The 20,702-nt window shown below is 68.4% G+C and carries 17 protein-coding genes; 15 read left to right on the top strand and 2 right to left on the bottom strand.

Going from position 1 to position 20,702, the window contains the following annotated elements:
- Positions 1–104 precede the first annotated feature (104 nt).
- The 7 genes from ITJ61_RS05985 (at position 105) to ITJ61_RS05955 (ending at position 8,376) form a co-directional block, all read left to right on the top strand.
- Entirely contained in the window at positions 105–1,355 is a 1,251-nt protein-coding gene (locus tag ITJ61_RS05985) for an NAD(P)/FAD-dependent oxidoreductase (RefSeq protein WP_104340810.1), read from the top strand.
- A 31-nt stretch (positions 1,356–1,386) separates the two neighbouring features.
- Complete coding sequence (locus tag ITJ61_RS05980) at positions 1,387–2,952, top strand: cryptochrome/photolyase family protein (RefSeq protein WP_323744303.1); 1,566 nt, start codon at positions 1,387–1,389, stop codon at positions 2,950–2,952.
- A 122-nt stretch (positions 2,953–3,074) separates the two neighbouring features.
- Entirely contained in the window at positions 3,075–3,485 is a 411-nt protein-coding gene (locus ITJ61_RS05975; protein WP_104241616.1) for a VOC family protein, read from the top strand.
- Between the two features lie 160 nt (positions 3,486–3,645).
- On the top strand, positions 3,646–5,046 hold the full coding sequence (locus ITJ61_RS05970; RefSeq protein ID WP_104306965.1) for an MFS transporter: 1,401 nt from the start codon (positions 3,646–3,648) through the stop codon (positions 5,044–5,046).
- An 80-nt stretch (positions 5,047–5,126) separates the two neighbouring features.
- Entirely contained in the window at positions 5,127–5,552 is a 426-nt protein-coding gene (locus tag ITJ61_RS05965) for a Rieske (2Fe-2S) protein (protein ID WP_104306964.1), read from the top strand.
- Positions 5,549–7,687, top strand: a complete 2,139-nt coding sequence (malQ, locus tag ITJ61_RS05960; protein ID WP_194685769.1) for a 4-alpha-glucanotransferase — start codon at positions 5,549–5,551, stop codon at positions 7,685–7,687. The genes ITJ61_RS05965 and malQ overlap by 4 nt, the downstream gene beginning before the upstream one ends.
- Positions 7,688–7,692: 5 nt before the next feature.
- Positions 7,693–8,376 (top strand): hypothetical protein, encoded by a 684-nt coding sequence (locus ITJ61_RS05955; RefSeq protein WP_194685768.1) that lies wholly within the window; start codon positions 7,693–7,695, stop codon positions 8,374–8,376.
- Between the two features lie 61 nt (positions 8,377–8,437).
- On the opposite strand, the gene ITJ61_RS05950 is transcribed toward ITJ61_RS05955, so the two are convergent.
- Complete coding sequence (locus ITJ61_RS05950) at positions 8,438–9,244, bottom strand: CPBP family intramembrane glutamic endopeptidase (RefSeq protein ID WP_194685767.1); 807 nt, start codon at positions 9,242–9,244, stop codon at positions 8,438–8,440.
- A gap of 189 nt (positions 9,245–9,433) precedes the next feature.
- Between ITJ61_RS05950 and ITJ61_RS05945 the strand changes: the two genes are divergently transcribed.
- The 3 genes from ITJ61_RS05945 to ITJ61_RS05935 all read left to right on the top strand — a co-directional run bounded on the left by ITJ61_RS05945 (position 9,434) and on the right by ITJ61_RS05935 (position 14,184).
- Positions 9,434–11,302: an ABC transporter family substrate-binding protein gene (locus tag ITJ61_RS05945; RefSeq protein ID WP_104241610.1), complete on the top strand. Its 1,869-nt coding sequence runs from the start codon at positions 9,434–9,436 to the stop codon at positions 11,300–11,302.
- Positions 11,303–11,455: 153 nt separating this feature from the next.
- The gene (locus ITJ61_RS05940; RefSeq protein WP_104241609.1) at positions 11,456–13,030 is read left to right on the top strand and encodes an ABC transporter permease; all 1,575 of its coding nucleotides are present in this window, start codon (positions 11,456–11,458) and stop codon (positions 13,028–13,030) included.
- A 14-nt stretch (positions 13,031–13,044) separates the two neighbouring features.
- Positions 13,045–14,184 carry an ABC transporter permease gene (locus ITJ61_RS05935; protein WP_194685766.1) on the top strand — a complete coding sequence of 380 codons (1,140 nt, stop codon included), beginning with the start codon at positions 13,045–13,047 and terminating at the stop codon, positions 14,182–14,184.
- Between the two features lie 44 nt (positions 14,185–14,228).
- Here the strand turns inward: ITJ61_RS05935 and ITJ61_RS05930 are convergent, their stop codons facing one another.
- Positions 14,229–14,834: a hypothetical protein gene (locus ITJ61_RS05930; protein ID WP_194685765.1), complete on the bottom strand. Its 606-nt coding sequence runs from the start codon at positions 14,832–14,834 to the stop codon at positions 14,229–14,231.
- An 80-nt stretch (positions 14,835–14,914) separates the two neighbouring features.
- On the opposite strand from ITJ61_RS05930, the gene ITJ61_RS05925 reads away from it, so the two are divergent.
- The 5 genes from ITJ61_RS05925 to dapC all read left to right on the top strand — a co-directional run bounded on the left by ITJ61_RS05925 (position 14,915) and on the right by dapC (position 20,698).
- Positions 14,915–16,708, top strand: a complete 1,794-nt coding sequence (locus ITJ61_RS05925; RefSeq protein ID WP_194685764.1) for an ABC transporter ATP-binding protein — start codon at positions 14,915–14,917, stop codon at positions 16,706–16,708.
- Between the two features lie 107 nt (positions 16,709–16,815).
- Positions 16,816–18,732 (top strand): translational GTPase TypA, encoded by a 1,917-nt coding sequence (gene typA, locus ITJ61_RS05920; protein WP_104241605.1) that lies wholly within the window; start codon positions 16,816–16,818, stop codon positions 18,730–18,732.
- Between the two features lie 45 nt (positions 18,733–18,777).
- Complete coding sequence (locus ITJ61_RS05915; protein ID WP_104306957.1) at positions 18,778–19,230, top strand: hypothetical protein; 453 nt, start codon at positions 18,778–18,780, stop codon at positions 19,228–19,230.
- A gap of 14 nt (positions 19,231–19,244) precedes the next feature.
- Positions 19,245–19,571, top strand: coding sequence for a ferredoxin (gene fdxA, locus ITJ61_RS05910; RefSeq protein ID WP_104241603.1), 327 nt, complete (start codon positions 19,245–19,247; stop codon positions 19,569–19,571).
- The gene (dapC, locus tag ITJ61_RS05905) at positions 19,568–20,698 is read left to right on the top strand and encodes a succinyldiaminopimelate transaminase (protein ID WP_194685763.1); all 1,131 of its coding nucleotides are present in this window, start codon (positions 19,568–19,570) and stop codon (positions 20,696–20,698) included. The genes fdxA and dapC overlap by 4 nt, the downstream gene beginning before the upstream one ends.
- Positions 20,699–20,702: the final 4 nt, after the last annotated feature.

Here is a 20,702-nt window from a genome sequence, read left to right as displayed (position 1 = left end):
TGACGGAACCCGAAGCGCCTGAACCGCCTGAAGTGCCTGAAGCGCTCAGGGGCGGCCCGGGTTGCTCACGGACAATGACGCACTACGCCATCGAACGGAGTTTTATGGACACGGACGTCGTCATCATCGGAGCCGGACTCGCCGGCCTTCGGGCAGCGCAGAGCCTCGAGTCTCGTGGACAGAGCGTGGTCGTCCTGGAGACGCACGACGAGGTCGGCGGACGAGTCCGCACCGAGGCCATCGACGGGTTCCTCTGCGACCGGGGCTTCCAGGTGCTCAACCCCGCCTACCCGGCACTCAGGGAGTGCGTCGACCTGGGGGCGCTCGACCTGCAGAGCTTCGGCGTCGGGGCGATCGTGCGATCGGGCGAGAAGGCGACGACGCTCGCGCATCCGATCCGCCACCCTCAGCACGCGCTGCCCACCCTACTGAGCGCGCACACCCCGCTCTCCGATCTCCTCGCGCTTGCCCGGTGGCTCGGCCCGACGCTGCTGAGACCCGACTCGGAGCAGGCGGGCACCGACCAGGAGCTCGGCGCCTCGTTCGACGATGCGGGGCTCACCGGCCGCCTCCGCACCGACCTGCTCGACACCTTCCTCGCCGGTGTCCTCGCCGACAGCAGCGGCACCTCGTCTGCCGCCTACGTCAAGCAGCTCGTCCGCTACTTCGCCCTTGGCGCGCCGGGACTCCCCAAGGACGGCATGCGCGCGCTGCCGGCACAGATGGCCGCGGGGCTCCACGAACCCGTGCGGCTCGGCACCGTTGCGCGCGACGTCGAGGAGACGTCTGGCGGGGTGAGGGTGACCACAGACCGCGGCACCATCCTGGCTCGCGCCGCGATCGTCGCGGTGGCGCCCGACGAACTGCCCGCGGTGACAGGCCAGACGGCGCCGAAGACCCACGGGCTGACGACCTGGTGGTTCCGGGCGACGGGTACGCCGCGAACCGGGCCCTTCCTGCTGCTCGACGCCTCGCGTGCTGGCGGGGGACCGGCTGGGCCCATCTGGAACACCGCCGTCATCTCGGAGGTCGCGCCCTCCTACGCCCCAGCAGGAGCGCACCTCGTGCAGGCGACGACCCTGCTCGATCGCCTGGACGGGCTGGCGAGCGAGGCGGAGGTGCGCCGTGATCTCGCACGCCTGTACAAGACCTCCACCGCGGATTGGGAGGTGATCACGCACCACGTCATCCCGCACACGCTCCCGGTCCAGCTGCCACCCCTGCGGGATCGCGGGCCACAGCTCCTGGGGGAGCGGGTCGTCGTGACCGGGGACCACCGCGAGACGGGGTCGATCCAAGGGGCGCTCGTCGCCGGCCAGCGAGCGGCAGCGGCAGTCGCCGAGTCCCTTGCCTGAGCCGGCCAGGAAGGGCGGCAGTCTGCGCCTGGTGTTCCCGAACCAGCTCTTCGAGGAGCACCTCGCAGCGCCGGTCGGCACCCGCTTCGTGCTGATCGAGCACGAGCTCCTCTTCCGCCAGTACCGATTCCACTCGCACAAGCTGGTCCTCCACCGGGCCTCCCTTGCGCGGTTCGCGAAGAGGCTCACCGGGCACGGCTTCGCCGTCGAGTACCTCGAGAGCAGGAAGGAGCTGCCTTCCAAGCGGCAGCTGGCCGAGCTCATCCGCCGCGAGGCGCCTCGCCGGGTCACGTGGTTCGACGTGGTCGACGACTGGCTCGAGCGCGACCTCCTCGGCGCGCTCGAAGCTGGTGGCTACACGTGGAGCGGCGACGACGAGCTCGAGTCGCCCAACTTCCTCACTGGGCGAGCCGAAATCGACGCGTGGTTCTCGGGCAACGATGCTCGCATGCACGCCTTCTACACCTGGCAGCGACGGCGACTCGGTCTCCTGCTCGACGAGGACGGTGAGCCCCTCGGCGGGCGGTGGTCGTTCGATGCCGAGAACCGCAAGAAGCTGCCCCGCGGGTATGTGCCACCGAAGGTCGCGCGCTTCGAGGGGCATCCCGTGCTGCAGCGGGAGGGGACGTTCGACCTCGACGCGCTCCTGGGGGACGAGCTGGCGGCAGGCAGCGCCGAGCCTAGGAACGCCGACGTCGAGGAGGCCATCGCGTGGGTCGGCAGCGAGTTCCCCGATGCCCCTGGCGACCCGACGACGTTCGTGTGGCCGACGGACGCCGACGAGGCCCAACGTCACCTGGCGGAGTTCGTCCGGGAGCGGCTTCGCGACTTCGGGCCCTACGAGGATGCGATCTCGAGCGAGCATCCTTTCCTCAACCACGGGCTCCTGACCCCGGCACTGAACATCGGCCTGCTGGACCCGAGGCAAGTCGTCCAAGCCGCGCTCGATGCGGCCGACACGGAGACACCCCTCGCCTCCCTCGAGGGCTTCGTCCGCCAGGTCATCGGGTGGCGCGAGTACATGCGGGCCACCTACCAGGTTCGCGGTCGAGAGCTGCGGACCTCGAATGCCCTGGAGCATCACGGGCGCCTGGCCCCCGGCTGGTGGCAGGGCACGACAGGACTCGAGCCGGTCGACCTCGTCATCTCCCGTGTCCTCGAGACCGGCTACGCCCACCACATCGAGCGGCTCATGGTGCTCGGCAACGCCATGTCGCTGCTGCGCATCCACCCCGACGAGGTCTACCGCTGGTTCATGGAGCTGTTCGTCGACGCCTACGACTGGGTCATGGTGCCGAACGTCTACGCGATGAGCCAGTTCGCGGCGGGCGCGGACATCACGACCAAGCCGTACGTCTCCGGCAGCAACTACCTGCGCAAGATGTCCGACCTGCCCGCTGGCGACTGGACTGCTCGGTGGGACGCCCTCTACTGGGCCTTCGTGGACGACCATCGTGCGGTGTTCGCGAGGAACCCTCGCACCCAGATGACCGTCGCGCTCCTCGACCGGATGGAGCCGGAGAAGCGGGCCGAGCACCTGGCGACCGCGGCCGAGATCCTGCGTCCGTCAGCAGCGGGGGCAGACGCGGACGGCTGAGCGGAGAAGCCGGCCACCGCAAGGCCCGAATCCCGCATTTTCCTTCTAGGATCATGAGACGACGAGGACCGCGTCATCTCAAGATCCCGTCATCACATGATCCACGTGCAAAGGAGCCGCTCATGGGCGCGTCCATGGTCTTCCCGAACTTCCCCGTCGCCGATGTCAAGGCGGCGACCGACTTCTACGTCGGCCTCGGCTTCACCGTGAATCCGATGTTCTCCGATGACAGCACGAGCTGCATCGTCGTGAGCGAGCAGGTGGCGATCATGCTGCTGCAGACGGAGCGCTTCCAGGGCTTCCTCCCCGAGGGGGCAGAGGCGATCCTCGGTGGCAACCGTCACGAGAGCACAACAGCCCTGCTCCTCGGCAGCGACGCGGAGGTCGACGAGATCGCGGCGAAGGCCGAGGCGGGTGGTGCGAAGATCCACCGTCCCGCGGAAGCCAACGAGTTCGGCATGTACGGCGCCGCCTTCGATGACCTCGACGGCCACCTGTGGGAGGTCTTCCACATGGCCGCGCCCGAGGCGTAGCCACCCGACGCCAACCCCCACAGGGGAACGCCGAGCGTGACCTCTCGGCACCTCGGCTCCACCTGGCTCCATTGCCGATTGCGGCACGGGGACTGGTGGAGCCGTTTCCCGTCTGGCACGGTTAGGCGTCCACTCCACTCCCGCACCCTTGGATACGCACATGACCGAGCCTCGCCCGGCAGACAGCCCCGCCGCCGCAGCACCGCAGGTACCCCTCACGCGCAACCAGCGCCTCGACCGGCTCCCGTTCACGGGCAGGCACCGGAAGCTGCTCTTCGGCTCCGGCATCGGCTGGGCGCTCGACGCCATGGACGTGAGCCTCATCTCGTTCGTGATGGCCGCGCTCGCGGTGCAGTGGAGTCTCGACGCGACGACGCTCTCGTTCATCGCGTCCATCGGTTTCGTCGGGATGGCGATCGGGGCGAGCCTCGGCGGTCTGCTGGCCGACAAGCTCGGCCGGCGTCAGGTCTTCGCCGCCACGCTGCTCATCTATGGCCTCGCGACGGGAGCCTCGGCACTCGCGGCGTCGGTGGCGGCGCTCATCGTGCTCCGCTTCGTCGTCGGCCTCGGGCTCGGGGCCGAGCTCCCCGTCGCGTCCACACTCGTGAGCGAGTATGCGCCGAAGCGCATCCGCGGCCGAGTCGTCGTGCTGCTCGAGGCCTTCTGGGCCGTGGGCTGGATCGGTGCCGCGCTCATCGGCGCCTTCATCATCCCGCTGTCCGACGACGGCTGGCGCTGGGCGCTGCTGACGGGTCTGCTGCCCGCGATCTACGCGGTCGTCGTGCGCTTCGGGCTGCCGGAGTCGGTGCGCTTCCTGGAGAGCAAGGGCAGATACGGGGAGGCCGAACGCGCAGTTCGGCAGTTCGAGGAGTCGGCGGGGGTGGATGCGCCGGAAGCGTCGGCCGTCGAGGCCACGGACCGCGCGCAGGCCGCTGAGCGCGCGAGTGCGGCGTCCGGCGCGCGGCCGGCGCGGTGGCGTGACCTGTGGGCTCCCGCGCTGCGCCGCAGGACGGCCGCGCTCTGGGCGGTGTGGTTCTGCATCAACCTCAGCTACTACGGCGCGTTCATCTGGATCCCGAGCCTGCTGGTCGGCCAGGGGTTCACGCTCGTGAAGTCGTTCGAGTTCACGTTGATCATCACGCTCGCGCAGCTGCCTGGCTACGTCGTAGCCGCCTTCCTCATCGAGCGGATCGGCAGGAGGGCGACACTCGCGATCTTCCTGCTCGGCTCGGCGGGGGCCGCCTTCTGGTTCGGCTTCGCGACCACGGAAGGCACCATCCTGGCCGCAGGAATGTGCCTGTCGTTCTTCAACCTCGGCGCCTGGGGTGCCCTGTACGCGATCGGACCCGAGCTCTACCCGACGAGACTGCGGGCATCCGGAACGGGGGCGGCGGCCGGCTTCGGCAGGATCGCGTCGATCATCGCGCCGCTGCTTGTCCCCGTCATGCTGGCCGCCGGCGGAGGCGTGCTCGTCTTCAGCGTGTTCTCGGCGGCCTTCCTCCTCGCGGCCGCCGCGGCATTCACCCTTCCCGAGCTCATGGGCACCGAACTCGAGGAGTAGCGCTGCGCGAAGCCCGTGCTCCGTGCGCGGACCGCGCGCGCCGCAGCTCGACCGAGGCGGTCGCCGACTAGCCTGGAGCCGTGAGCGAACGACAGGATCCTTCACGACGCGGGGTCATACGGGGAAGCGCGGCGGTCGGCGGAGGAATCGCGACGGCGGCGCTGCTCGCTGCCTGCGGAGGGCCAGACAGCGAAGGCGCTGGCGGTTCCGCTGCGGCGGCGAGCGGATCCATCCCGCTCACCGAGGTGCCCGTGGGCGGTGGGGCCATCGTCGCAGCCACCGAGACCGTCATCACGCAGCCGGCGGCTGGCGAGTTCTTCGCCTTCAGCTCGATCTGCACGCATCAGGGCTGCCCGGTCTCGCAGGTCACCGCGGAGCACATCATCTGTCCATGCCATTCGAGCCACTACGACACGAGGACCGGCGAGCCCGTCTCCGGACCAGCCAACCAGGCCCTCGCCCCGCGCACCGTCACCGTCACCGAAACTGAGGTCGAATACTCGTGAGCATCACCAACATCGAGGCGATCCGCGACCTCGCGTCGAACGCCGGCCTGGAAGTCGAGTACTGGGGCTGGCGGGGCGAGAAGGAGCAGGTGTCGCCGGAGACGTTGGCGGCGGTGCTCGATGCGCTCGGGCTGTCGGCGGACACCGATGACGAGGTGGCCGCATCGACCGTCGCCTTCGAGGAGCGTCCGTGGCGGCGCACGGTGCCCGCCTGCACGACCGTGCGCGCGGGGAGTTCCGCGAGCGTCTTCATCCACGTGCCGCACGGCAGCGCCGTCACCGCAGAAGTTCGGCTCGAGGATGGCACCGTCCGCCAGCTCGAGCAGCTCGACAACTGGGTCGACCCGCGCAGCATCGACGGCGCGCTCGTCGGGCGAGCCACGTTCGCCGTGCCGACCGACCTGCCGACGGGCTGGCACTCGATCGCCGCCAGCGTCGGCGAGGGAGCTGCCGCCGTGGAGGAGGCGGACTCGGGCACGCTCATCGTCGTGCCGACGACCACGCCATGGCCCGAGCAGCGCTCCTGGGGACTGTTCACGCAGCTGTACCAGCTGCGCTCCTCCACGTCCTGGGGCATCGGCGACCTCCGCGATCTCTCGGTGCTGACCGCCTGGGGAGCTGAGCGCGATGCCGACTTCGTGCTCGTCAACCCGTTGAACGCGAACCCTCCGGTCTCACCACTCGAGCCGTCCCCGTACCTGCCGACCTCGAGGCAGTTCGTCGACCCCCTCATCCTCAACATCGACTGGGCTGCCGTCTTCGTCGCGGAGCGCACGCCGCTCCCAGCCTCGACGATCGAGCTCCTCTCGGGGCTCGCAGCCGCGGCCATCGTCGGGAACGGCATCGACACGATCGACCGCGACGAGGCCTGGGCGCTGAAGGAACCCGCTCTGCGCGCGCTCTTCGAGGCCTGGCGGTCGGCGAACGTGGTCGACGACGAATTCGAGGACTTCCGACGAGCCTCGGGTGAGCCACTCGAGCGGTTCGGCGTCTTCTGCGCCATCTCGAGCGTGCACGGCCGCGACTCCCGCGAGTGGCCGCGCGAGCTGGCGACGGCCAACGGAGCCGAGGTGCTCCCGTTCGCCATCGCGCACGCCGAGGACACCGAGTTCCATGTGTGGCTCCAGTGCCTCCTCGAGGTGCAGGCGAGGAGGGTGCAGTCCGAGGCCAGAGCCGCCGGGATGTCGCTGGGAGTCGTGCATGACCTCCCCGTCGGCGTGCATGCCGGTGGCGCTGACGCCTGGTCGTTCGGTGCGGCGATGGCCCGTGGCGTGACGGTCGGGGTCCCTGCCGACCAGTACAACCAGTTCGGTCAGAACTGGTCCCAGCCGCCGTGGCGCCCCGACATGCTCGCCGAGCTCGGCTACGCGCCGTACCGGGACATGCTCCGCGCCGTCTTCCGCAACGCGGGCGCCGTCCGCATCGACCACATCCTTGGCTTCTTCCGCCTCTGGTGGATCCCGGAGGGGAACACCGCGAAGGACGGCTGCTTCGTGCGCACCGACGCGGAGGCCATGCTCGGCATCCTCGCGCTCGAGGCCGAGCGCGCCGGCGCCGTCGTGATCGGCGAGGACCTCGGCACGGTGCCGCCCGAGGCTCGGGATGCACTGGCCGAGCGGGGCATGCTCGGCGCCTCGGTGCTCTGGTTCGAATGGGAAGAGGACGGTGTCCCACTCGCCGCCGAGGACTACCGGCGCGCCTGCCTGGCGACGGTGACGACACATGATCTACCGCCGACGGCCGGGTTCCTGGCCCTCGAGCACCTTGACGTTCGCGAGCGCCTCGGCCTCCTCGAGGGCTCCGTCGAAGAGGCGAGGGCCGAGGAGACCGAGACGATCTCGAAGGTCGTGGACCGCCTCCGGTCGGCGGGTCTGGTGGGGGAGGAGCCCTCCAACGAGGATCTCGTCGTCGCGCTCCACGAGTACCTGGCGGCCTCCTCGGCGCAGCTCTTCGGGGTCGGGGTCTCCGATCTTGCCGGTGACCGCCGCGGCGTGAACCAGCCGGGCACGGCCGACGAGTACCCGAACTGGCGTGTCCCGATGACGGATGCGAGTGGTCGTCTGGTGCTGCTCGAGGAGCTGCTCGCCTCGCCGCTGGCGGCGAGGATCGCGGCCTCCTCGGCCAGATCTGAGTGATGTCCATGAGGCGCGTCGACCGCTGGCGGTCCCGGCGGGGTCGGGGCGTCCTCCTGGTCGGGGCGCTCGGCATCCTGCTGCTGCTCTCCGCCTGCTCGCCGGCGTGGCCCGAGCCCTCTCCCGGCCCGGCTGAGGCGGTCGACGTGATCGCCACCCCGGGGGCGACGCCGGTTCCCACGGCCACTTCGAGCCCCGTGAACGTGCAGGTCGTGGCGGCGCCGCGCGTGGCCGAAAACGAGAACCCCAAGCCGGTCGACGGCGAGCTGCGCTTCACCCGTGGGCAGTGGGCGACCGTCCTCGGCGCGAGCGGAGAGCCCGTCGGCCGCTTCACGGTGACGGGGGTCTCCTTCGGCGTGAAATGCCTCGCTGCGGACGCGCCGAAGGCGAAGGGGAGCTACGTAGCCATCCAGCTGCAGGTCGAAGGCTACGGCGCGTTGGGGGCAGAGCATGACGGCGGGGGCTACGGGCCCGTCTTCGGGTTGAACGACCTGCAGCTCCTCGAGCAGAACTCCGAGTCGCGTCTCGGCGGTTCCATCGCCGAGGACTGCATGGACGGCTCGGTGGAGCAGCGCGAGTACGGGGTCGGCACGGAGTCCGGCTACCTCGTCTTCGACGTGCCCAAGAAGAAGTTCGACGTCGTCTGGGAGTACGGCGAGCAGACATTCCGCTACGTCAACCTCATGCAGTGATGCCCCTCGTGCTCTGACGAGGGGACGCAGGGGATGCCTGCGAATCGCTTCAACCGCGGGCTCAGGTGAAGAGCTGGGGGAGGAGTGCCGCCGCCAGGGGATAGCCGAGGAACGAGACGGCATCGAGGATGAAGTGGGCGACCACGAGCCCGCCCACGCGCCCCCTGCGCAGGAACCACCACGAGAACAGCGCGCCCATGGCCACGTTCCCGATGGCCATTCCCGGCCCCTGGTACAGGTGGTAGGAACCGCGCAGCAGCGAAGAGGCGACGATGATCTGCCACGTCGCCCACCCGAGTTCACGCAGTCTCGTCACGAGATAGCCGACGACGACGACCTCCTCGAGCAGTGCCGCTCGCAGCGCGGCGAGCAGCAGCAGGATCACGGTCCACCAGGTGATCTCCTGGGCGCTCGCCTCGACCGAGAGCGTGAGGCCGAGGGCCCGCGTCGCCAGGTAGAACAAGATTCCGGGGACGCCGATGCAGGCGGCGAGCAGGAGACCATGGCCCACGTCGCGGACCGGCTGGCGCGCATCCAGACCGAGCCTCCGGAAGCCGGAGACCGTGGGTGTCCAGAGCAGCCAGATAACGAGCGCCACGGGGACGAGGTCGGTGGCGACGCTCATGAGCTGCAGGAGCGCGTCGAAGAGCGGCCTGGCGTCGCGGGAGGCGTTCAGCGTGGTGGTCTGGTCGGCGATGGCTGTGTCGCGGGTGGCCCGCTCGGCGAGCGAGATGATGGCGTAGAGGCTGGACGGGAGGATCGCCAGCGCGAGGACGATCCAGATCTCCCACCGCGTGCGGATGCGCGCGGAACGGTCCAGGAGTGAGGGACCTTCACTGACCGTGACGTCAATGCGCGAATGTGACATGTCGGCAGTCTACGAACGCCGACGGGCTTGTGTGAGATGAACAAGACCCGTTTCGTGTGCGTAACAATCTTCTGAATTGGCAAGAGGGCGCGCGCGCGGGGGCGTAGGTTCAACGGGTATTTGTCGAGAATTCACAGAGTCCGTGGATCTTCGACGCTCACACCCCCATGTTTCCCCCAAGGAGGTCCTATGAGGACATCACGAGTTATCGCCACGGGAGCAATTGTCGCCACAAGCGCGTTGGTGCTCGCTGGCTGCTCCGCCCCGAACCGCGATCCGGAGATCGTCGGTGGCTCCGCCATCACGGTTGCCTGGAACGATCCGTTCTTCGCGTTCAACGTCAACACCTCGGCCAACAACGCCGCGGCGAACGCCAACATCGTCCACGTCACGTCGGACGGCTTCATCGACTACGACCCGACCCCTGAGCTCGTGGAGAACACCGAGTTCGGCACGGTCGAAGAGGTCTCGAGCGACCCGCTCACCATCAAGTACACGGTCAACGACGCGGTGACCTGGAGCGACGGGACGCCGTTCGACGGCGCCGACCTGCTCCTCACCTGGGCTGCCAACACGACGCACCGCTCCGCCGGCGAGGTCCCAGAGGCCGAGTACGACGACGAGGGCAACGTCACCAACCAGGACGCGATCGACGCGGCCGCAGACGCTGGCGTCTACTGGGGAACCGACCCGGCTCCCGGCCTCCAGCTCGATCTCGCATCGGCAGTTCCGACGCTGGCCGACGACAACAAGTCGTTCACGGTCGTCTACGACCAGCCGTACGCCGACTGGAAGACCATGTTCGCGCCGGACACGACGGCGATCTCGGCACACGGCACCGTCCAGCTCGCCTACCCGGGCGAGTACGACGACGCGCAGGCCGCCAAGGATGCCTTCATCACGGCCGTCAACGACAACGACACCGCCTTCCTCGGCAAGGTCGCGTCCGAGTACCGCACGGGCTACGACTACACCTCGATGCCAGAGGAGCCGCAGAAGACGCTCTCCAACGGCCCGTACACGATCACGGATCTTGTCGAGAACCAGTACGTGACGCTCACGGCCCGCGAGGACTACACGTGGGGCCCGCTGCCGCACTACGAGACCATCACGATCCGCTTCATCCCGGACCCGCAGGCACAGGTGCAGGCGCTCCAGAACGGTGAAGTCCAGATCGTCTCCGGCCAGCCGACGACCGACCTCCTGCAGCAGCTCGAGGCCACCGAGGGCATCGAGTGGGAGTCCTCGCTCGAGGGAACCTACGAGCACGTCGACCTCCAGGTCGCCAACGGCGGCGTCTTCGACCCCGCGACCTACGGCGGCGACGAGGCCAAGGCCCAGCAGATCCGCGAGGCCTTCCTGCTCACGATCCCGCGCCAGGAGATCGTCGAGAAGCTCATCACGCCGATCGCACCGGATGCGACCACCCGCGACTCGCTCGTGTTCCTCCCCGGAGCCGACGGCTACGAGGATTCCGTCGCCGCCAGCGGCGTCGACCGCTACTCGGGCGACGACGCGGCCATCGAAGAGGCCAAGGGCCTCCTCGCGCAGGCCGGCGTTGCCAACCCGTCCGTCCGCTTCATGACGGCATCGTCGAACCCGCGCCGCCAGCAGGAGCTGCAGCTCATCAAGGCCTCGGCTGAGAAGGCCGGCTTCACGATCGTCGACGCGAGCGCCGAGGACTGGTCCACCGTGCTCACGACGCAGACCGACGCCTACGACGCGGCCCTCTTCGGATGGCAGTCCGAGGGTCTCGGTGTCGGCGAGCCGTCCCCGAACTACATCACGGGCGGCATCAACAACTACTACGGCTGGAGCGACCCCGAGCTGGACCAGATCCTCAAGGACGTCGAGGTCACCCTCGACCCGGCTGAGGCTCAGGGCAAGCTCGTCGACGCCGAGAAGATCATCATGGACAAGTCCTGGTCCGTGCCGATCTTCCAGTTCCCCGGCGTGGTCGCCTGGAGCGACCAGGTTGCGAACGTCAAGCCCGGATTCCTCTCCCCGCAGTACTTCTGGAACGCCTGGGAGTGGGCACCCGTGGAAGCCGCTGAGTAGTCACACCAGCGTCGAGCTCTCGACGCGCTGACCGCCGCGCGGTCAGACCAAGCGACGGCGGGAGTACCGTAGTCTTCTCGACTGCGGGACTCCCGCCTCGTCTGTTCGCGGCCACACCCCGGCCGAATGCCTCCTCCAGAACAGGACACCTCTGTGCTGAGATTCACCCTCCGACGCCTCTTCGTGTCGATCTTCATCCTGCTTGGCGCGCTCTTCATCGTGTACAACCTCGTCGCGATCTCGAAGGACCCGCTCGCGGACATCTTGGAGTCCACGGCTCCCAACAAGGAGCAGCTCATCGCCGCGCGCGTGGAGCTCCTGCAACTGGATGTGCCCGCCCCAGCCCGCTTCTTCCTCTGGCTCGGCGGCATCCTCGGGTTCTTCATCCCGACCTTCGATGACCCGAACGGACTGTTCGGCTTCCTCGGCAACAACTTCTCCATGGGCGTCAACATCGTCGGCCAGGACGTTGGACCGCTCATCGCCTCGGCGGTCGGTCAGACCCTGCAGCTCGTCACCGCCGCGACGCTCATCGCCGTCGTGATCGGCGTCGCCGTCGGCGTGACGACCGCTCTGCGCCAGTACTCGGGCTACGACTACACGGTGACGTTCCTGTCGTTCCTCACGTACTCGCTGCCGATCTTCTTCGTCGCCGTGCTGCTGAAGCAGTACATGGCCATCGGCTTCAACGACTTCCTGCAGGCCCCGCAGATACCGATACCGATGCTGCTGCTCATCGGCGTGGTCATCGGCTTCATCTTCATGTCGATCATCGGGGGGCCCGCAAAGACGCGAGCCATCGTGTTCGGCGCCGGCACCGCCGGCAGCATCGCGATCCTGTTCGGGATGGAACTGCTCGACTGGTTCCGGAACCCGGGCCTCGGCACGGTGCTGATCATCTTCCTCGGGCTCGCGACGGTGCTCATCACCGCGGCGCTGACCGTCGGCCTCTCGCACCGCCGCAACCTCATCGTCACCGGTGCGGTCGCGGTCGTCGGGGGAGCGCTCTGGTACCCGCTGCAGTTCGCGATGACGAACGAGATCGGCGCCTGGTTCCCGATCGTCCTCATCGTCGCCTTCACCGCCATCGCCTACTTCGCCGGCAAGTTCTTCGGCGGCCTCGACAAGCGCAACGTCGCAGGCAATGCGGCGATCGTCGGCTTCGTCGTCTCGCTGCTGCTCGTCATCGACCGCGTCATGCAGACCTGGTCCGGCTACTACGACCAGACCGGCGGGCGACCGATCGCGACGGTCGGCGCATCCAGCCCGCAGCTCGGCTCCGACCCGTCCATCTGGCTGCAGATGCTCGACGGCTTCACGCACCTCCTGCTGCCGACCATCGCGATCATGGTCATCTCCATCGCGAGCTACAGCCGGTACTCCCGCTCGAGCCTGCTCGAGATCATGAACCAGGACTACGTGCGGACTGCTCGCGCGAAGGGCCTGCCGGAGCGCACGGTGGTCATGCGCCACGCACTGCGCAACTCGCTCATCCCGATCACCACGATCGTCGCGGCCGACGTCGGAGCCATCATCTCCGGCGCGATCGTGACCGAGCAGATCTTCGGCTGGAGGGCGATGGGCTCGATCTTCTCCGAGTCGCTGCGCAACGTCGACCTCAACCCGCTCATGGGCTACGTCCTCGTGACCGCCGCCCTCACGGTGATCTTCAACCTGATCGCCGACATCCTGTACTCCGTCCTCGACCCGCGAATCCGCCTGAGCTGAGAGAGGGCTGAGCTATGACGACTCCGAACTTCACTGAGATCACCTCACCCCAGCCGCACGGCCCCGGGGACGAGCTGACCATCGAGCAGCGAGAGACCATCGGCCTGAGCCAGGGCCAGATCGTCTGGCGCCGGTTCGTGCGCCACACGGGTGCGATGGTCTCGACCGCCGTCCTCCTGGTCATCGTGCTCCTCGTCTTCACCTCCGTCGGCATCGTCGTGCCGTGGTGGGACTTCTCCGAGGGCAAGTTCACGCAGATCCAGGTCCCCGGCTGGTGGGCCTACGACTGGAACTCCATCGCCCCCATCGAGAACGGCGGCAACCCGACCTTCGTGAGCCTGTTCGACTGGGGCTCGCACCCGTTCGGTCAGGACGAGATCGGCCGCGACATCTTCGCCCGCGTCATGCGCGGAACGCAGCAGTCGCTCACGGTCATGTTCATCTACGGCATCCTCGCCGCGGTCATCGGCATCATCGTCGGCGGCATCGCGGGCTACTACCGCGGATGGGTCGACAACGTGCTCATGCGCGTCACCGACCTCTTCCTCGTCATCCCGACGCTCGTCTTCGCGGCCGTCCTCGGCCAGCTCGCCGGCCAGAACGAGGTCCTCCGGGCCTACGGTGCCGTCTCGCTCGCCGTCGTGCTGGGTCTCGTCGGCTGGATGTCGCTCGCCCGCCTCGTGCGCGGAGAGTTCCTCACGCTCCGAGAGCGCGAGTTCGTCGACGCGGCTCGGGTCGCCGGTGCATCGGGGCGCCGCATCATCTTCCGCCACATCCTGCCGAACGCCCTCGGCGTGGTCATCGTCTCCACGACCCTGCTCATGAGCGCGGCGATCATCCTCGAGGCCAACCTGTCGTTCCTGGGCTTCGGCATCCAGCCGCCAGACGTCTCGCTCGGCCAGATCGTGCAGGAATACCAGGGTGCGTTCGCCACTCGCCCGTGGCTGTTCTGGTTTCCGGGCGCCTTCATCGTCGCCATCGCGCTGTGCATCAACTTCATCGGCGACGGACTGCGCGACGCGTTCGACCCGCGCCAGCGCAAGATCCCCGGCAACGGCACCTGGTCGCGCATGTGGCGCACGCTCACCTCGCGCGACGGCCGCCCCACCAAGGGCGACACGAGCACGGGTGACGCGAGCAAGGCGGATGCGTGACGCGCCTCGTCGCAGAGCGCGCCCCTCGCCTGGTCCTCGCCGGGCTAGATGGCGATGATCGCGCCGACCACGAGCACCGTCGTGATGAGCACCACCGTGTTCAGCACGTTCTGGGTGCGCACGACCGGACCGATCGGCGTTCCAGCGTCTCGCTGCTGCTGAGCCCGGCGATGCGTGAGGTTCACGGCAGCGTCGCCGGAGTAGGTTCCGGGGGCCGCGCTCGTGCGGATGCTCTGGGACTCGTCCGTGAGCCGGCGCGGGTCCTTCCACAGGAGCGGATCGCGCGGGTCCATGCGCTCAGCGCTGAGTCGGTCGGGCGGGGGAGCAGCCCACGCGCTGACCTTGCCCTCCGGCGTCGTGACGGTGAAGCCGCGCGTCGTCTCGACGAGCTCGATCTGCCCGTAGGGCACGACCGTCTTCTTGAGCGGGTTGTTCACCTCGAGCGCATCGTCCGTGAAGACGACGCTCGGGCTCACCAGGGTGATCCATCCGAGGCCGAGGGCCAGGATGGGCAGCGGCAGCACCGAGAGCAGGTGCCGCTCGGCTCCCGGAGTGATCATCACGGAGATGACGGCGACGAGCGCCATCGCGGCGATGACGCCGTAGACGACAAGACCCATACGGGGGCGGAGAACGGTTCGCTCGGACACCCGCCCATTCTCGCAGAGGCCGCACGGCCCACACCCCAGACAGCACGCGCTGCAACCGCAGCCCACCGGGAGGCACGCTCATGAGCACGACTTCACGCAAAGACGACGCGACGCCGATCCTCGAGGTCCAGGATCTGAGTGTCGAGTTCTGGGTCGGCGGCGACTGGGTCACCGCCGCGAAGGACATCAACTACGTGGTCCGGCCGGGCGAGGTGCTCGCCATCGTCGGCGAGTCGGGTTCCGGCAAGTCCGTGTCGTCCATGACGCTCCTCGACCTCCTCCCGAAGAACGGGCGCACCTCCGGCAGCGCGAAGCTCAACGGCACCGAGCTCATCGGGGCGCCGCAGTCGACGCTGCGCCGCGCTCGAGGCAACGACATCGCGGTGATCTTCCAGGAGCCCATGACGGCGCTCAACCCGGTGCTGACGATCGGGTTCCAGATCTCGGAGGCGCTGCGCATCCACAACCCAACGATGACGCCGAACGCCGCCAGGGAGCGCGCGCTCGAGCTCCTGCGTCTCGTCGAGATGCCCAACCCGGCGAAGGCGTTCGACTCGTACCCGCACCAGCTGTCCGGCGGGCAGCGGCAGCGCGCCATGATCGCGCAGTCGCTCAGCTGCGACCCTGACCTCCTCATCGCGGATGAGCCGACGACGGCCCTCGACGTGACGATCCAGGCCGAGATCCTCGAGCTCATGCGGTCGCTGCACGAGCGCCTCAACTCGGCGATCGTCATCATCACGCACGACATGGGCGTGGTCGCCGACATCGCCGACAACGTCATCGTGATGAAGGGCGGCGAGATCGTCGAGCGCGGCACCGTGCGAGAGATCTTCAAGAACCCGCAGCACGCCTACACCAAGACGCTGCTCGACGCGGTTCCGCACCTGGGCACCGGAGCGGCGAGCGGGCTGGATGCGCGCGAGTTCACGGGCGAGCCGGCGCTCGTCGTGCAGAACGCCGATATCGAGTACCCGAAGCAGGGCCGCGTCCCCGCGTTCAAGGCCGTCGAGGACGCGACCTTCGAGATCTACCCGGGCGAGATCGTGAGCGTCGTCGGAGAGTCGGGATCGGGGAAGACCACGGTCGCTCGCGCGGTCGTCGGGCTGCTGCCGGTCGCCGCCGGCTCGATGAAGCTCAACGGCGTCGAGCTGAACGGGGTCTCGAGGCACGACCTCGCGAAGGTGCGCCGCGATATCGGCATCGTCTTCCAGGACCCGGGCTCGTCGCTCAACCCGAGGTGGCCCGTCGGGCAGTCGATCGCTGAGCCGCTCATCCTCGAGAAGAAGCTGACGAAGGCGGAGATCGAGGCGCGAGTCGGCGAGCTGCTCGACCAGGTCGAGCTTCCCCGCTCGTTCCGCAACCGCTACCCGAACGAGCTGTCCGGCGGACAGCGTCAGCGCATCGGCATCGCCCGCGCCCTGGCGCTCGAGCCGAAGCTCCTCGTCGCCGATGAGCCCACCTCCGCCCTGGACGTGTCGGTGCAGAAGCGCGTGCTCGAGCTGCTCGTCGAGATCCAGCAGCGGCTGCAGTTCGCCGTGCTGTTCGTGACGCACGACCTGGCCGTCGTCGACCAGCTGGCGAACCGGGTCATCGTCATGAACCACGGCAAGATCGTGGAGCAGGGGCCGACGGACCAGATCCTCCGTGCTCCGCAGGACCCGTACACGCAGCGCCTCGTCGCCGCCGTGCCGGTGCCGGACCCCGACGAGCAGGCGATCCGCCGAGCCGAGCGGGCCGCGCTCAAGCGCGCAACCGAGGGCGCGGTCACGGCCGAGGTCCTCGGCGACGACATCGTGGCCTCGGATGCTCCTTCGGCGCAGCAGGAGGACATCCTGCGCGCCGAGGCGGAGGAGCGGGAATCCGGCCAGTGACTCGATAGAAACTTCGGCCAGCGTGGGGGCGATCTCACGCTGGTCGGGAGGCGTGTCCTCCGTGACGTAGGATGAACTGCCCTTTTCTCAAATGAAAGCACCCTTGAATGACTGCTGTGCCTGTCGCCCACCGTTCTGAACTCCGTAACGTCGCCATCGTGGCGCACGTCGACCACGGCAAGACGACCCTCGTCGACGCCATGCTGAAGCAGACGGGCTCGTTTGGCGAGCACGACAGCAACTCGACCGAAGCCCGAGTCATGGACTCGAACGACCTCGAGCGTGAAAAGGGCATCACCATCCTCGCCAAGAACACGGCGATCTCCTACAAGGGGAAGCACGCCACGGATGGCCCGATCACGATCAACGTGATCGACACCCCTGGCCACGCCGACTTCGGTGGCGAGGTCGAGCGCGGACTGTCCATGGTCGACGGTGTCGTCCTCCTCGTCGACGCCTCCGAGGGGCCCCTCCCGCAGACCCGCTTCGTGCTCCGCAAGGCGCTCGCCGCGAACCTCCCGGTCATCCTGTGCGTCAACAAGACCGACCGTCCGGACGCGCGCATCGACGAGGTCGTCGCCGAGAGCCAGGACCTGCTCCTCGGTCTCGCCTCCGACATGGCCGATGAGGCGCCCGATCTCGACATCGACGCGCTCCTCGACCTGCCCGTCCTCTACGCCTCGGGCCGTGCTGGTGCCGCTTCGCACAACCAGCCCGCCGACGGCGAGCTGCCGGACAACGACGACCTCGAGCCGCTCTTCGAGACGATCCTCAAGCACATCCAGCCGCCGGCCTTCGACCCGGAGGCGCCGCTGCAGGCGCACGTGACGAACCTGGACAGCTCGCCGTTCCTCGGTCGTCTCGCTCTGCTGCGCGTCTTCAACGGCACGCTCAAGAAGGGCCAGAACGTGGCCTGGGTGAAGAACGACGGCTCGGTGCACAACGTGCGCATCACGGAGCTGCTCGAGACGAAGGCGCTCGACCGCGTCCCCACCGACTCCGCTGGCCCCGGTGACATCGTCGCCGTCGCCGGCATCCCCGAGATCATGATCGGCGAGACGATCGCCGACCCGGAGGACATCCGTCCGCTTCCCGGCATCACGGTCGACGAGCCCGCCATCTCGATGACGATCGGCACGAACACCTCGCCCATCATGGGCAAGGTCAAGGGCCACAAGCTCACCTCGCGCATGGTCAAGGACCGCCTCGACCGCGAGCTCATCGGCAACGTCTCGATCCGCGTCCTCGACATCGGACGCCCGGACGCCTGGGAAGTCCAGGGCCGTGGCGAGCTCGCGCTCTCTGTCCTCATCGAGAACATGCGCCGCGAGGGCTTCGAGCTCACCGCCGGCAAGCCGCAGGTGGTCACGAAGATCGTCGACGGCAAGACCCACGAGCCGTTCGAGCACCTCACGATCGACTCGCCGGAGGAGCACCTCGGCGCCATCACGCAGCTCCTCGCCGCGCGCAAGGGCCGCATGGAGTCGATGTCGAACCACGGCACGGGCTGGGTCCGCATGGAGTTCATCATCCCGTCGCGAGGCCTCATCGGCTTCCGCAGCGAGTTCATGACGAGCACGCGTGGAACCGGTATCGCGAACGCCATCTCGCACGGCTACGAGCCGTGGGCCGGCCAGATCACGACCCGCATCTCGGGTTCGATCGTCGCCGACCGCGCCGGAGTCGCGACGCCGTTCGCGATGCAGGCACTGCAGGAGCGCATGTCGTTCTTCGTGCAGCCGACCGAAGAGGTCTACGAGGGCATGGTCATCGGCGAGAACTCGCGCGCCGACGACATGGACGTCAACGTGACCAAGGAGAAGAAGCTCACGAACATGCGTTCCGCCAACGCGGACACGTTCGAGTCGATGACGCCTTCTCGTCAGCTCACGCTCGAGGAGTGCCTCGAGTTCGCCCGCGAGGACGAGTGCGTCGAGGTCACGCCCGAGAAGATCCGCATCCGCAAGCTGCTCCTCGACGGCAACGCGCGTGCGCGTGCCACGTCGCGCGCCAAGAAGCAGTAGTTGCGCGTGCGCCCTCGCACGGCAACACGTGAACAGTAAGGTCGTATGACGGAAGTCATCGAACAGCCTGCCGCAGAGCAGCGAACCGGGGAACGCATCCTCGGGGCGCTGCTCTACGCGCTTTTCGGCCTCATCGTCGGCACCGTGACGACGTTCCTCCACCGTGGCCGCGTCGAGCTCTTCGAGACGACGCTCTGGGTGGGCATCGTGCTCGGCCTCGCCTGCATCCTCTGCCTCGGCATCGGCCTGCGCCTGTACCTCGTCGACCGGTGGATGAGCACCGGGTTCGCGGTGGGGGTCATCGTCGCGGTCGTCGGCCTCGGCGTCTGGAATCCGGGCTCGAGCGTCGTCGTGGTCGGCGACGTGGTCGGCCTCGCGTGGCTCGCGCTTGCGTCCCTCGTCGCGGCGGGCTGCGCGTTCTGGCCGGCCCTGCCCAGTCGCCGATCGCGAACGGCGACCGGCGGCGGCGAGTACGATGAGAGATCGCAACCGAGCTAGGAGGAGTCACCTCAGTGACCTACGTCATCGCCCTTCCCTGTGTCGACGTGAAGGACCGGGCCTGCATCGATGAGTGCCCCGTCGACTGCATCTACGAGGGCGACCGGATGCTCTACATCCACCCCGACGAGTGCGTCGACTGCGGTGCCTGCGAACCCGTCTGCCCCGTCGAGGCCATCTACTACGAGGACGACCTGCCGGAGGAGTGGAGCGAGTACTACACCGCGAACGTCGACTTCTTCTCCGAGATCGGCTCGCCAGGGGGAGCGGCGAAGGTCGGCGTCATCCACCATGACCACCCGGTCATCGCGGCGCTCGAACCGCAGGGAGAGGGCGCGTGACGCTCGGCGAGCTGCCTGACTACCCCTGGGACCAGCTGGCGCCCTACATCGACCAGGCGAACGCGCACCCGGATGGTGCCCTCGACCTCTCGATCGGCTCTCCCGTCGACCCGACGCCGGAGGTCGTTCGCGCGGCGCTGCGGCAGCACGCCGACGCGCACTCCTACCCGACCACGATCGGCACACCGGAAGCCAGGGACGCCGTCGTCGCCTGGTTCGCGCGGTGCCGTGGCGTGAGCGGCCTGCTGCGCTCGAACACGATGCTCACGGTCGGCTCGAAGGAGTTCGTCGCGACGACGGCCTTCTTCCTGCGACTCGGCGAGGGCGACACGGTCGTCTACCCTGCCCGGGCCTACCCGACGTACGAGATCGGCGCGGTCTTCGCCGGAGCCCAGGGCTTCGCGGGCGACGACCCCGCGGCCTGGCCGGAATCGACGAAGCTCATCTGGCTCAACAGCCCAGGCAACCCCGACGGCCGAGTGCTCGGCGTCGAGGAGCTCGCGGCAGCCGTCGCCCGTGCTCGCGAGCTGGGCGCCGTCATCGTCAACGACGAGTGCTACGCGGAACTCGGCTGGGGGGACTGGTCGGGGGAGCGCATCCCGAGCATCCTCGACGAGCGGGTCACGGGTGGAGATCTCAGCAACATCCTCGCGTGCTCGTCCCTCTCGAAGCGGTCGAATCTGGCGGGCTACCGGGCGGCCTACGTCGCGGGTGACGCGCAGCTCATCTCGCGCCTGCTCACGGCACGCAAGCACGCGGGGCTCATCGTCCCGGCCCCGGTGCAGGCGGCCGTCGTGGCTGCGCTCGGCGACGACGAGCATGCCGTCGAGCAGTACAACCGCTACCTCCGTCGCCGAGAGGTGCTCCTTCCCGCGCTCCAGGCGTGGGGGCTGCGCATCGAGCACAGCGAGGCGGGCCTCTACCTGTGGGGCACCAAGGGCGACGACTCCTGGGCAACGATCGAGGAGCTCGCAGGGCTCGGCATCATCGCGGGGCCCGGGGTCTTCTACGGCGAGGCCGGCGGGCGGCACGTCCGAGTCTCCCTCACGGCCACGGATGCGCACATCGACGAGGCCGCGCGGCGCCTCATCGCGGCCAGTCCTGACCATTCCGTGCAAGCTCAGTAGGTAT

The organism is Pseudoclavibacter sp. VKM Ac-2888 (genome assembly GCF_015351285.1).
In the GTDB taxonomy this organism is placed as follows: Bacteria; Actinomycetota; Actinomycetes; order Actinomycetales; family Microbacteriaceae; genus Pseudoclavibacter.
Note: the sequence above shows the minus strand (reverse complement) of the source record. Positions and strands in the feature narration are given on the sequence as shown.